Source organism: Streptomyces nigra (assembly GCF_003074055.1).
Classification (GTDB): domain Bacteria; phylum Actinomycetota; class Actinomycetes; order Streptomycetales; family Streptomycetaceae; genus Streptomyces; species Streptomyces nigra.
The window spans coordinates 4,773,110-4,785,333 of record NZ_CP029043.1 but is presented as its reverse complement, the minus strand read 5'-3'; the positions used below and the strand labels follow the sequence as shown (position 1 = coordinate 4,785,333).

General features: G+C 72.4%; 12 protein-coding genes. 4 read left to right on the top strand and 8 right to left on the bottom strand.

Translation table 11 applies throughout. The features are described from left to right. Window position 1: 1 nt before the first annotated feature. From DC008_RS22300 to DC008_RS22285, 4 genes are all read right to left on the bottom strand, one after another. Window positions 2-328 carry a pilus assembly protein gene (locus DC008_RS22300; protein ID WP_235073888.1) on the bottom strand — a complete coding sequence of 109 codons (327 nt, stop codon included), beginning with the start codon at window positions 326-328 and terminating at the stop codon, window positions 2-4. 47 nt (window positions 329-375) lie between these two features. Then, window positions 376-1,656 carry a CpaE/TadZ family protein gene (locus tag DC008_RS22295; protein WP_108708472.1) on the bottom strand — a complete coding sequence of 427 codons (1,281 nt, stop codon included), beginning with the start codon at window positions 1,654-1,656 and terminating at the stop codon, window positions 376-378. A 9-nt stretch (window positions 1,657-1,665) separates the two neighbouring features. After that, a complete protein-coding gene (gene cpaB, locus DC008_RS22290; protein WP_108708471.1) occupies window positions 1,666-2,373 on the bottom strand; it encodes a Flp pilus assembly protein CpaB in 708 nt (235 codons plus the stop codon). Window positions 2,374-2,443: 70 nt separating this feature from the next. Beyond that, window positions 2,444-3,253, bottom strand: a complete 810-nt coding sequence (locus tag DC008_RS22285; RefSeq protein ID WP_244221507.1) for a hypothetical protein — start codon at window positions 3,251-3,253, stop codon at window positions 2,444-2,446. A gap of 278 nt (window positions 3,254-3,531) precedes the next feature. Between DC008_RS22285 and DC008_RS22280 the strand changes: the two genes are divergently transcribed. Beyond that, a complete protein-coding gene (locus DC008_RS22280; protein WP_108708469.1) occupies window positions 3,532-5,235 on the top strand; it encodes a chitinase in 1,704 nt (567 codons plus the stop codon). 7 nt (window positions 5,236-5,242) lie between these two features. Here DC008_RS22280 and DC008_RS22275 read toward each other — a convergent pair whose 3' ends face one another. After that, on the bottom strand, window positions 5,243-5,668 hold the full coding sequence (locus tag DC008_RS22275; protein WP_108708468.1) for a hypothetical protein: 426 nt from the start codon (window positions 5,666-5,668) through the stop codon (window positions 5,243-5,245). A gap of 127 nt (window positions 5,669-5,795) precedes the next feature. Between DC008_RS22275 and DC008_RS22270 the strand changes: the two genes are divergently transcribed. After that, window positions 5,796-6,302: a SigE family RNA polymerase sigma factor gene (locus DC008_RS22270; protein ID WP_055621767.1), complete on the top strand. Its 507-nt coding sequence runs from the start codon at window positions 5,796-5,798 to the stop codon at window positions 6,300-6,302. 42 nt (window positions 6,303-6,344) lie between these two features. Further along, the gene (locus tag DC008_RS22265) at window positions 6,345-7,571 is read left to right on the top strand and encodes a hypothetical protein (RefSeq protein WP_108708467.1); all 1,227 of its coding nucleotides are present in this window, start codon (window positions 6,345-6,347) and stop codon (window positions 7,569-7,571) included. Window positions 7,572-7,578: 7 nt separating this feature from the next. On the opposite strand, the gene DC008_RS22260 is transcribed toward DC008_RS22265, so the two are convergent. Both DC008_RS22260 and DC008_RS36280 read right to left on the bottom strand, forming a co-directional pair. Further along, the gene (locus DC008_RS22260; protein ID WP_108708466.1) at window positions 7,579-8,898 is read right to left on the bottom strand and encodes an Nramp family divalent metal transporter; all 1,320 of its coding nucleotides are present in this window, start codon (window positions 8,896-8,898) and stop codon (window positions 7,579-7,581) included. 102 nt (window positions 8,899-9,000) lie between these two features. After that, the gene (locus DC008_RS36280; RefSeq protein ID WP_108708465.1) at window positions 9,001-9,915 is read right to left on the bottom strand and encodes an MEDS domain-containing protein; all 915 of its coding nucleotides are present in this window, start codon (window positions 9,913-9,915) and stop codon (window positions 9,001-9,003) included. Window positions 9,916-10,259: 344 nt separating this feature from the next. Between DC008_RS36280 and DC008_RS22250 the strand changes: the two genes are divergently transcribed. Next, window positions 10,260-11,609: a M14 family metallopeptidase gene (locus DC008_RS22250; RefSeq protein WP_108708464.1), complete on the top strand. Its 1,350-nt coding sequence runs from the start codon at window positions 10,260-10,262 to the stop codon at window positions 11,607-11,609. A 22-nt stretch (window positions 11,610-11,631) separates the two neighbouring features. Here DC008_RS22250 and DC008_RS22245 read toward each other — a convergent pair whose 3' ends face one another. Continuing rightward, window positions 11,632-12,198 carry a hypothetical protein gene (locus tag DC008_RS22245; RefSeq protein ID WP_108708463.1) on the bottom strand — a complete coding sequence of 189 codons (567 nt, stop codon included), beginning with the start codon at window positions 12,196-12,198 and terminating at the stop codon, window positions 11,632-11,634. Between the last annotated feature and the right edge of the window lie 26 nt (window positions 12,199-12,224).

The following is a 12,224-nucleotide window of genomic DNA, read 5'->3' as shown; positions in this document are numbered from 1 at the left end:
GTCAGTCGCCCCTCTCCTCCTCGACGGCGCCGGCGTGGCCGTCGACCGTGAACGGGAACCCGATGGACCCGGGGAAGAGCACGGGCACCTCCAGGCGCACGTCGGCCGTCACCAGACCGCCGCCGGTGGCGCACTCCACCTCTCCGGTCCAGGCGCCCGGCAGATCCTCGAGCCCGGCCTCCTGGCACGCGGCGTCCCGGGCGCCGGGGTCCGCGGCCGTGCCGGCCCGCACCGCCTCGTCGGCGGCGTGCCCGGCGAGGGTGTACGTGTAGCCGACCAGGACGCACTGCCACAGCACGATCAGTGTCAGCAGGATGAGCGGGGTCATCCCGAGGAACTCGACGGCCAGCTGACCGCGGTCCCCCCGGCGCCGCCTCACCGCCCTATCTCCTTGCGCCGCCGGAACGTCACCGCGGGCCGCTCCCCGCCGCGCGCCCGCTCCCCTCCCCTGGCCCGGCCGCCGCGCCGCTGGACGGCGCCCTCGGTGCCCTTCACCAGGCCCAGTTCGCCCGCGAGGGCCCACAGGGCCTGCTTGACGCTCGACTTGGCGTCCAGTTCGTGCACCCGGCCGGCGTCGACGGCGCCCTGCAGCTCCTTGTAGTTGGCCGGGACGGCGGTGGCGGCGACCGCGGTGCCGGTGATGCGCTGGACCAGGGCGGGCTGGATCTCCGCGGACCGGGTGTGCCGGTTGACGACGATGGTGGTCTCCTCCGCCTTGCGGATCTGCAGGCGGTCCCACATCCGGACGGCGCGCTTGGCGCCGCGCACCGCGAGCACGTCCGGGGTGGTGACGAGGAGCGCGGTGTCGGCCATCTCGACGGCGGCCGCGCTCGCGCCGCTGAGCTGGGCCCCGCAGTCGACGACGACCACCTCGTACCGGGAGCGCAGCGCGCCGACGATGTGCCGGGCGGCCCGGTCGGTGACCTCCTCGCCGCGCTCGCCGTCGCCGGGGGCGAGGAGCAGCGCGACCCCGGTGTCGTGGCGGAACACGGCGTCCGCGAGGACGCGCGGCGAGATGTCGGTGATGGCGGCGAGGTCGGCGACCGAGCGCCGGAACTGGATGTCCAGGTAGGAGGCGACGTCACCGGTCTGCAGGTCCATGTCGAGCAGGGCGGTGCTCCGGCCCGACGCCTGCGCGGCGAGGGCGAGCTGGATGGCGGTGAGGGTCGCGCCCACGCCGCCCTTGGCGCCGCTGACCGTGACGACGGTACCGCCGGTCCCGGCGAACACGTCGCCTCCGGCGCCCAGGTGCCGCCGTACGCCCACCGACCACTGGGCCACGGCGTTGACGCGGCTGGCGAGTTCCTCGTAGTGCAGGGGCAGCGCGACCAGGCCGCGGGCGCCGTGGTCCATGGCGGCCTGGAAGAGGCCGGGGCTCGCGTCGGAGGTGACGAGGACGACGCCGACGGCGGGGAAGCGCAGGGCGACCTCGCGGATGAGCTCCAGGGCCGGTACGGGCCCGATGCGCTCGTGGACGACGACGACCTCGGGCAGCTCGTCGACGGACTCGGCGGCGAGGCGGGCGAGGGTGTCGACGAGCTGCGTGGAGTCGGTGACGGGGGCGACCGGCTCGGCGTCGGGGAGCTGGCTGAGCAGGGTGGTGAGGGAACGGACCGCGTCCGCGTCGCCGACGGCCGGGAGGATCCTCGTGGGCATGGGGGCCTCTCACTTGTCCTTGGCGAGTTCGTACGTGCGGTCCGACGGGGCGATGTCGGAGGCGGCGCCCGGGGCCACCAGGGCGAGCCGGACCTCGTCGGCGAACGACTCGGCGTAGGTGATGCGCTGGGCGTCCACGGTCTTCAGCGCGAAGGTGATGGGGACGGCCTCGACGGTACGGCGGTCCCGGTCGTCGCGGTCGGGCTGCAGGGAGGTCAGGTCGCCGACGTCGATGACGCGGGCGTTGGCCACGATCAGCTTGGACTGGTCGGGGTCGCCGTCGCGCCGGCCCTCGAAGGTGGCGTAGACGTTGACCGTGGCGCCGGGGGTGATCTTGCCGGCGACGCCGGTGGCCGCGTCGATCATGATGGCGAGTTCCTGCTCGTCGGCCTTGAGGGCGGGCTGGTCGACGACCATGTCGCTCTGGAGGAGGGAGCCCTCCTTGAGCGTGGTGACGGCGATCTTGCCGCGGATCTCGCGCAGGTCGGTGACGGCGTTCGGGGACAGCCACCGCTCGGGCATCTGGATCTTCTCGAACTGGGCCGCGCCGAGCGGGGTGTAGGGGGCCACGTCGCGGGTGAGCCGGTAGGCGGTGGTCTCGGGGCCGACCTTGGACTTCACGTCGCTGACGACGGACAGCACGCCGGCGAAGGCGCCCAGGGCGCACAGGACCGACAGAAGCAGGAGTATCACGCCGCGGCGCTGACGGGAGTTCATGAACCGTGCAACCTCATTGGGGGAATCGGTCGGGGGCGGTCGGTGGGCCCGGTCCGGGGTCCGGGTCCTCTCAGCCTGCGCGGGCGGGCTGCTCGTGGACGGGCGGGGTGGCGGAGCAGAAGACGCAGCGGTCGCCGATGACGTCGATGCCGCACCAGTGGCAGGAGCTCTGCCGGACGGAGGTGACGAGCTGGTAGAGCACCGGCAGGCCGGGCAGGAAGGCGCAGAACTCGATCAGCCTGGGCGTCCCCCACCAGCGGGCGGATTCGGCGGGCAGCACCACCTCGCGCAGGCCCTGGGCGCGCCAGGACGGGGCGAGGGTGCCCGCCACCCAGTCGGACTGGAGCTGGCCCCGGGCGATCAGCATCGACGTGCCGAACTCCGGCCCGGGCAGGCTGACTCCGGGGGCGGCGCGGACCAGTTCGGGGGACGGGTGGGCGAGGACGCCGAACTGGCTGCCGGGCATCCAGGACCGGGCGTGCGAGCCGAGGTCGACGGGGACCCGGTCGAGCTTGGCGACGGAGCCGAGGAGCGCGCCCGCGTGCAGGTAGTGGGTGAGCAGCCGCCCTGCGGAGGCGAGGATGCCGGGGCTGAGGTCGCAGGAGGCGAGCTGGCGCAGCTGCCGGGCGAGGACGGCGAGCGCGAGCGGCGGCAGATCGGGTTCGAAGACGGCGATCCGGTCGCTCTCCAGCAGGGACCGTACGGTGTGCAGCCGTTGCCGGGCGCGCCGGGAGACGGCCCGGGAGCAGACGACGATCACATGGCCGTGGTGTTCGGTCAGGGTCTGCAGATGCGCCAGCGAGCTGTCCAGCGGCTCCTGTTCGAGGTCCTTGAGCACCACGGCGGGCACGGTCCGCTCGTCCTGCGCCGGCAGTGCCATGTCGGCACTGGTCACGGCAATGGCAGTTGGCACGCGTCGCTCCCCGCTCCCCACCCGGCCCCGGCGCTCCGGTGTCACTCCGCCGCACCGGGACGACTTCGTTGCGTGACTGTCCCTGCACTGTATCCACGGCTCGATGACGGGAGAACAGCGTTTCAGCAGCCGGGGGACAACTGCCCACCCCCAACTCCCGTCAAAACGGGGCAGGTCGCGCGCACAAAGTCTCCACGTCCGGAACCTCTTGACAGTTTGATTGGTCTGGACCACCTTGTTTTGGCATGTTCACCAACAGATCCCGGGGCTTCCCCGGACGGGCGGCGCGCCTGTGTGCGGCTCTCGCCGCCTCGGCCCTCTCCCTGACCCTCCTCGGCGCCGGTCAGGCGTCCGCGGCGGACGTCAACAACGCCAGGAACGCCGGCTTCGAGTCCGGCCTGACCAACTGGACCTGTACCGCGAACAGCGGCACCACGGTCACCTCACCCGTGCACGGCGGCGCCACGGCACTCAAGGCGACGCCCGCCGGGCAGGACAACGCCCGGTGCAGCCAGAGCGTGGCCGTGAAGCCCAACTCGACCTACACGCTCAGCGCATGGGTCCAGGGCGGCTACACCTACCTCGGCGTGACCGGCACCGGCACGACCGACGTGTCGACCTGGACGCCGGACTCGGCGGGCTGGAAGCAGCTCTCGACGACGTTCACCACCGGCGGCTCCACCAGCTCGGTGACGGTCTACACCCACGGCTGGTACGGCCAGGCGGCCTACTTCGCCGACGACATCTCTGTGTTCGGGCCGGACGGCGGCGGGGGCACCGACCCCGCTCCGACGGTCCCCGGCGTCCCGGGCGGGCTCAGCGTCTCGGGCCGCACCAGCTCCTCGGTCTCCCTGGCCTGGAACACGGTCTCCGGCGCCACCGGCTACAACGTCTACCGCAACGGCACCAAGGTGACGGCGGTCGGCGGCACCTCGGCGACGGTCACCGGCCTCGCGCCCTCCACGTCGTACTCCTTCCAGGTCACCGCCACCAACGCGGCGGGTGAGTCCGGGAAGTCGGCGACCGTGACCGGCACGACCACGGCGACCCCGACGGGGCCCGCACTGCCCAAGCACGCGGTGACCGGCTACTGGCAGAACTTCAACAACGGCGCGGCCGTGCAGAAGCTGGCCGACGTGCAGTCCCAGTACGACATCATCGCCGTCGCCTTCGCCGACGCGGCCGGGACACCGGGCGCGGTCACCTTCAACCTGGACTCGGCCGGGCTCGGCGGCTACGCCGTCGACCAGTTCAAGGCGGACATCCGGGCCAAGCAGGCCGCCGGGAAGAAGGTCATCGTCTCGGTCGGCGGCGAGCGCGGCACGGTCGCCGTGAACGACTCCGCCTCGGCGGCGAACTTCGCGAACTCGGTGTACGCGCTGATGCAGGAGTACGGCTTCGACGGCGTCGACATCGACCTGGAGAACGGCCTCAACGCCACCTACATGACCCAGGCGCTGCGGTCCCTGTCGGCGAAGGCGGGCTCGTCGCTGATCATCACGATGGCGCCGCAGACCATCGACATGCAGTCGACGTCGAACGCGTACTTCCAGACGGCGCTGAACATCAAGGACATCCTCACCGTCGTCAACATGCAGTACTACAACAGCGGTTCGATGCTGGGCTGCGACGGCAAGGTCTACAGCCAGGGCTCGGTGGACTTCCTGACCGCCCTGGCCTGCATCCAGCTGGAGGGCGGACTGGCCCCGTCCCAGGTCGGCCTGGGCCTGCCCGCCTCCACCCGGGGCGCGGGCAGCGGCTATGTGTCGCCGGCGATCGTGAACAACGCCCTGGACTGCCTCGCCAAGGGCACGAACTGCGGCACGTTCAAGCCGTCCCGGACCTACCCCGACCTGCGGGGCGCGATGACCTGGTCCACCAACTGGGACGCGACCGCGGGCAACGCCTGGTCCAACGCGGTGGGACCGCACGTCCACTCCCTGCCGTAGGGAGGGCTCACCCCGCCGGACGGTAGTGGCCGAGCACCCAGGCCAGCTGCGGGAACCACTCCCGCAGCCTGGCCCGGGGCTTGGCCTCCACCACACACTCGTAGAACCGGCCGTCCTGGTGGACCACGGCGACCATCAGCGCCTTGCCGTTCGGGCTCGCCCGGTAGTGGACGCTGCGGATCTCCGGCCAGCGGAACTCCACCGACAGGCCGTACATCTCGAAGACGACCCCGGAGGCGTCGACGACGACCGCGTTGCGCTTGTCGACGGCCAGGAACTCCGGTCCCGCCGCCTGCGGCCCGGGCTGCGGCGGGACCGGCCCGTGCCCCGGCTGCGCGGGGGCGTACGGCGGTGGCGCGGGCGCCTGATGGGGCGCGTACTGCGGCGGGGGCGGGCCGAAGCCCGGGCCGGGTGCGGGTGGCTGCTCGCTCATCGGTGGCGTCCTGGTCCTCGTCCTCGCGGGATGCTCCGGAAAGTTCCGGGTGCTGCGGTGAAACATTCTCCCCGCCCCACCGCATCAGTGAGGTGAGGGCCTCACCGCACAGCCAACAGGGGGACGTATGAGACAGCCGCGCGCCGACGAGTACGCGCGGTTCGCGGCGGCCAGGGCCGGGCATCTGTACCGCTCGGCCTGTCTGCTGACGGCCGGGGACACCCATCTCGCCGAGGACCTCGTCCAGGAGACCCTCGGCCGGATCTACGTCCGCTGGGGACGGATCTCCCGGGTGGACAACCCGGCCGGCTACGCGCAGACCGTCCTCACCCGCGCCTTCCTCGCCCACCAGCGGCGGCGCAGCAGCACCGAGCGGGCCACCGGCGCCATCCCCGACCGGGCGGCGGCCGACGGAGACCTGCCGCTGCGGCTGACGCTGCTCCAGGCGCTGGCCCGGCTGCCCGCCAAGGACCGGGCGGTCGTCGTGCTGCGCTACTGGGAGGACCGCTCGGTCGAGGAGACCGCCGACGTCATGAACGCCAGCTCGGCCGCCGTGCGCACCCGGTGCACCCGGGCACTGGGCCGGCTGCGCGAACTCCTCGGCGAGGAACTCGGCGAGTACGCCGCCCGCTGAGCCCGACCCCCTCACTTTTCTTCGAGAAACGGTGGATCCGTCATGCCCGTGGAACACGACCAGGACCCCTTCGAGACCCGGCTCGGGCACGCCCTGCGCGACGCCGGCGACCACTTCACCACCGACCGCGCGGCCCTCGTCGACGGAGGGCTGGCCCGGGGCCGCCGACAGCGGCTGCGCCGGCGTACGGCGGTCGTCGGCGGGGTCGCCGGGGTGGCGCTGGCCGGGGTCGGCGGGGCGCTGCTCACCCCCTGGGACGACGGCGCCGCGCCCCGGCCCGGCACGTCCGGACGGCCCTCCGCACAGGCGCCCGTGGCACCCGTCACCGGGCACGAGCTGCTCGAGTCGCTGGAGGACATGCTGCCCGCGGGGGAGGTGAGCGGGCAGGAGGCCAAGGGCGGGGCGGACCGCTCCCCGGCGCCGTACGCGCGTCTCGTGTTCGACGACGGGAAGGGGGCCGCGGCGGTCGTGGTCGGGCTGGACCGGATCGCGTTCGGCGGGCAGCACGCCCGTCAGACCGTCGACTGCCCCGACCGGACGCTGGTGCGGCACGACGCGTGCGTCTCCACCGAGCTGGCCGGCGGCTCGCTGCTGAAGCTGTTCCAGGGGTACGTGTACGGCGACCGGCGCGCGAAGACCAAGCTGTGGTCGGCCGATCTGGTGACCCCGGCCGGGCAGCACGTCTTCGTCACCGAGCTGAACGCCGCCGCCGAGAAGGACTCCCCGGTGACCCGGCCCGAACCCCCGCTGTCCACGGCACGGTTGAAGAAGCTGGTGACGGATCCGGTGTGGCGCGGTTACGTCGACTCGCTCCCCGAGGACCCGGTGGAGGCGCAGGAGCCGCCCGCCCAGCCGTCCGTGGACTCGGTGCTGGACACGTTCGCGGCCCTGCTGCCCCGGAAGGCGAAGGTCGTGGAGCGGGGCGAGGACTACTCGTTCCTCGTCCTGGACGACGGCGAGGGCCGCGGCTATGTACAGGTCGACGTGCAGCCGGGCATGGGAGATGTCGCCGGGGAGCTGTTCGGGGAGGGGTCCGAGACGCTGCCGGACGGGACGCGGGTGAACTTCCGCGAGAACGGCGGCGACAAGGGCGTGGCGGGTGCCGTGATGTGGACCGTCGACACCCTGCGCACCGACGGCTTCCGGGTCGTCGTCAGCGCCCTCAACGCGCCGACCCAGCACGACGCCCCGAGCCGCACGGCACCGGTCCTCACCGAGGCCCAGCTGCGGAAGATCGCCCTGAGCCCCCAGTGGGACCGGTACCGGTAGAAGGCGGCTAGAAGAAGTCCGCCCAGGGCTGGTCCCAGATCTGCTTGACGCACAGGACCAGGAACAGCAGTCCGGCGATCGTCAGCATGGCGTTGCTGAGCAGCCCGTTGCGCCACGGCGCGGGCGTACGGGCGGAGTTGAGGAGCCAGAGCAGGGTGCCCGCGAGGAACGGCAGGAAGGCCGCGCCCAGTACGCCGTAGAGGATGATCAGGCGGAAGGGCTGGCCCTGGAACAGCAGGACCATGGGCGGGAAGGTCAGCCACAGCAGGTACGCGCGGAACGGCCAGGAGCGTTCGCGGGCACCGGAGGCGACCTTCTCGCCCTTCTGCGCGCTCTCGCCCCGGTAGCGGGCGACGAAGTCCGCGAACATCAGGCTCACGCCGTGCCAGACGCCGATCAGTGAGGTGTACGACGTGGCGAAGAAGCCGATCAGGAAGAACTTCGCGGTCGCCGTGCCGTACTCGTCCTCCAGGATGTCGCCGAGCTGGAGCAGGCCCTTGTCGCCGCTCGCGATGGCCACGTTCGCCGAGTGGAGCAGTTCGGCGCCGACGAAGAGCATCGCGACGACGAAGATGCCGGTGGTGATGTAGGCGACCCGGTTGTCGAGCCGCATCACCTTCATCCAGCCGGTGTCCGTCCAGCCCTTGGCGTTGACCCAGTAGCCGTACGCGGCCAGCGTGATGGTGCCGCCGACGCCGCCGATCAGACCGAGGGTGTTGAGGATCGAGTCCTTCTCGTCGGGCAGCACGGGCAGCAGGCCCGCGAAGGCGTCCCCGAGGTTCGGCGTGACACGGATCGCGAGATAGACGGTGACGACGAACATGACGCCCACCAGGACGGTCATGACCTTCTCGAACACCGCGTACTTGTTGAACCAGACGAACACCAGGCCGGTCAGGCCGCAGGCGATGGCCCACCACTCCAGGTCCATCACGTTCGGGAACAGCGCCTGCAGGGGCAGGGCGCTCGACGACATCGCGGCCGCCCCGTAGACGAAGCCCCAGACCACGACGTAGGCGCCGAAGAACCAGGTGGTCCAGCGGCCCAGGGAGGCCCAGCCGTCGAAGAGGGTGCGGCCGGTGGACAGATGCCAGCGTCCGGCGGCCTCGGCGAGCGAGATCTTGACCAGACAGCCGATGATCGCGGCCCACAGCAGGGTGTAGCCGAAGTTGCTGCCCGCGATGAGCGTGGCGACCAGGTCGCCGGCGCCGACCCCGGTCGCGGCCACGACGATGCCGGGCCCGATGTACCGCCAACTGGACTTACGGGGCCGGGAGTCCGCCGCGCCGACCGGTGTTGCCTCTGTGCTTCCCGTGGTGTCCGCCATGCAGGTCAAGTAAGCGTACGGGCGCCGGGGCGGCAAGAGGGCGTGCCGCGATCTGCACCCGATGTCCGCACGGACGCTACGAGCGCACCTCGTCCCCGCTGGTCATCCGTACTGGAGCCGGACGCTCGCCCCGTCCGGCTCGTCGCGGACGTCCACGTAGGCGCACACCTGGCGGGCGAACCACAGGCCTTTGCCCTGCCCGGGTGCGGTGTCCGGCGGCGGTACGAAGCCCGCCAGCGGGTCGTCGACGCGGCGCACGGGCCGCAGTTCGCAGACGCAGGCCGGGCCGTCGGCCCACAGCAGGGCCCGGTCGAGGGGGCCGAGGGCGGCGGCCGCCTCGGCGACGGCCGTCGCGAACACCTCCGCGTCGGCCGGGGCCAGCCCCTGCACGGTCGCCCAGGTGCGGACGGCACCGGCGGCGGGGGCCGGACCGGGGAGGCGCTCGGCGTCGGCGGGCGGGGCGGGGAGCGGTACGGCGTCCAGTTCGGCGGCGATCCGCAGCGGGTCCTCGTACACGGGGGTGTCGGGGTGGGTGCGGCGGGCGGCGGCGACGATGGCGGCACCGGCGATCCGGGCGTCGTAGGCGCACAGCGCGGTGGTGGCGAGCGGGGCGAACAGCAGGTTGGCCAGGGCCTCGTAGCGGATCCACTCGGCGGTCTCGCGGGGCGAGCGGCCGGCGCGGCCGCCCCACACGGGCTCCATCAGCAGATGGATCCGGCCACCGGGGCCGGCGTGCGCGGCGAGGTGACCGGCGCCCTGCGCGATCGCGTTGGCGGCGGAGCCCGAGTACCACTCGGTGTGCGGGACGAGTCCGATGTCGCCGGTGCCGGGCCCGAGGGTGTCCCGCAGCAGGTCCAGGTTGCCGGGGGCGGCGATGACCACGGGCGGCGGTTCGTGCGGCGCGGCGAGCCCCTCGGCGAGGAACGGCAGCGCCTGGGCCAGGAACTCCTCGTCGGAGCCGAAGACGGCCATGCGGTGGTCGAACGGACCGGGTCCGGGGTCGGCCTGGGAGGTCATGGGCGGGCTCTCCTGACGTCCTGGGGAGGCCGGGGGGAGCCGGGGGTGCGCCGGTCCCCGCCGCCGTCGCCCCCCCCCGCTCCCCCTTGCGCGGACCCTCACCCTTCCCGGGCCGTGCGCCGCCGCGCACGCCGGGGTCACACCGGCGGGTGGACTTCGCCCGGGAACGCGCCGGGCGCATACCGCGCGCGTACACTGCGCGGCCCGGTTTTCGGCCGGTTCCGGGCATCGGCCGGTTCTCCACTCTTGAACTGTTCATGCCATGCCCCGACCATGAGCCCCGCACCCCCGCACCACGTCGTACGTCGCACTGAACCCCACCCCCACTTCTCCCAGGAGAATTCATGCGACTTCGCACACGCGGTCCAGGCGCCCGGGGCGGCAGACGGGCCGCCGCACTCGCGGCCCTGCTCTCCCTCGCCCTCGCGGCGCCGCTGACCACCACCGACCCCGCCACCGCCGACAGCGCCGCCAAGGCGGCCCCCTCGGCCGACGACATCCGCCAGTACGAGGTCCGGCTGCACGCCACTCCCGCCGACCGCACCGCACTCCAGCGCACGGGCGTGAGCGTGGACGCCGCCGACGACCACGGTGTCGTCGTGTCCGGCCGCGCTGACCAGATCAAGAAGCTCAGGGCGCTCGGCTACGACGTCACCCCGCTCGGCGCGGTCCCCGACCGGTCCGCCGGCGAGGACGACGTACGGCTGTACGACTTCCCGTCGGGCGACTCGCGCTACCACAACTACGCGGAGATGACGGCCGAGATCAACACGGTCGTCGCGGCCCACCCGTCCCTCGTGAGCCGGCGCGTCATCGGCACGTCCTACCAGGGCCGGGACATCGTCGCCCTCAAGATCAGCGACAACGTGGGCACCGACGAGGCCGAGCCCGAGGTGCTGTTCACGCACCACCAGCACGCCCGTGAGCACCTCACCGTCGAGATGGCGCTCTACCTGCTGCGCGAACTGACCTCCGGCTACGGGAGCGACGCGCGGGTCACCGGCCTGGTGAACAGCCGGGAGATCTGGATCGTGCCCGACCTCAACCCGGACGGCGGCGAGTACGACATCGCCACCGGCTCCTACCGGTCCTGGCGCAAGAACCGGCAGCCCAACTCCGGTTCCTCCGCCGTCGGCACCGACCTCAACCGCAACTGGGCCTACCGCTGGGGCTGCTGCGGCGGCTCCTCCGGGTCGGCGTCCTCCGAGACCTACCGGGGCAGGTCCGCCGAGTCGGCCCCCGAGGTGAAGGTGGTCGCGGACTTCGTGCGTAGCCGGGTCGTCGGCGGCAAGCAGCAGATCACGGCCGGCATCGACTTCCACACCTACAGCGAGCTGGTGCTGTGGCCGTTCGGGTACACGTACTCCGACACCACGACCGGGATGACGGCCGACGACCGCAACGCCTTCGCCGCCGTCGGCCGCAAGATGGCCGCCAGCAACGGCTACACGCCCGAGCAGGCCAGCGACCTCTACATCACCGACGGCTCGATCGACGACTGGCTCTGGGGCGACCAGCGGATCTTCTCGTACACCTTCGAGATGTACCCGCGGTCCGGCGGCGGGGGGTTCTACCCGCCCGACGAGGTCCTCGAGCGGGAGACCTCCCGCAACCGGGACGCCGTGCTCCAACTGCTGGAGAACGCGGACTGCATGTACCGGTCCATCGGGAAGGAGGCCCAGTACTGCTCCTGAAGACCGGTACGGGGCCCGGGAGTTACTCCTTCTCGGCGGCTGCCTCGGATTCGGCCTCCGCCTCCTCGGCCGCGCCCTCCTCGAAGTAGGCGTCGAGGACGGCGTCCAGCCGCTCGTCCCACTCCGTGAAGCGGCTCCTGGCCGTCGCCTCGATCTCGATCGGGTACCAGCGGCGGTCGGGAGTGTGCACCGTGATGGTGAACCGCTTCCCGAAGCGCGGGGACTCCGTCTCGACGGCGGCGATCTCGTCCCAGCGGAACTCGCACTCCTGGTCGTCCAGGCAGAGCCGGACTCCCCGGTGGTCGGCGACGATCCGCGCCCGCCGGTCGGCGGCCTCGAACACGGGGCCGTCCACCGGCGCCTCGTCCTCGGGGACGTCCGCCGTCTCCTCGGGCTCCGCCGTCTCCTCGGGCTCCTCGGCGGCGTCCTCGGGCACCGTCTCGTCGGGGTCCGCCGCGACCGGGTCGCCCTTCTCCTGCGGGCCCTTGGGGGCGGCGGACGCGGGCGGGGTGAGCCCGGGGACGAAGGCCGGGTCGAACCCGGCGCCTTCCACCAGGGGCTGGCTGCCTGAACCTATGCGCTGCTCCACAGCCGAGCAGTATGGTCGACAACCCT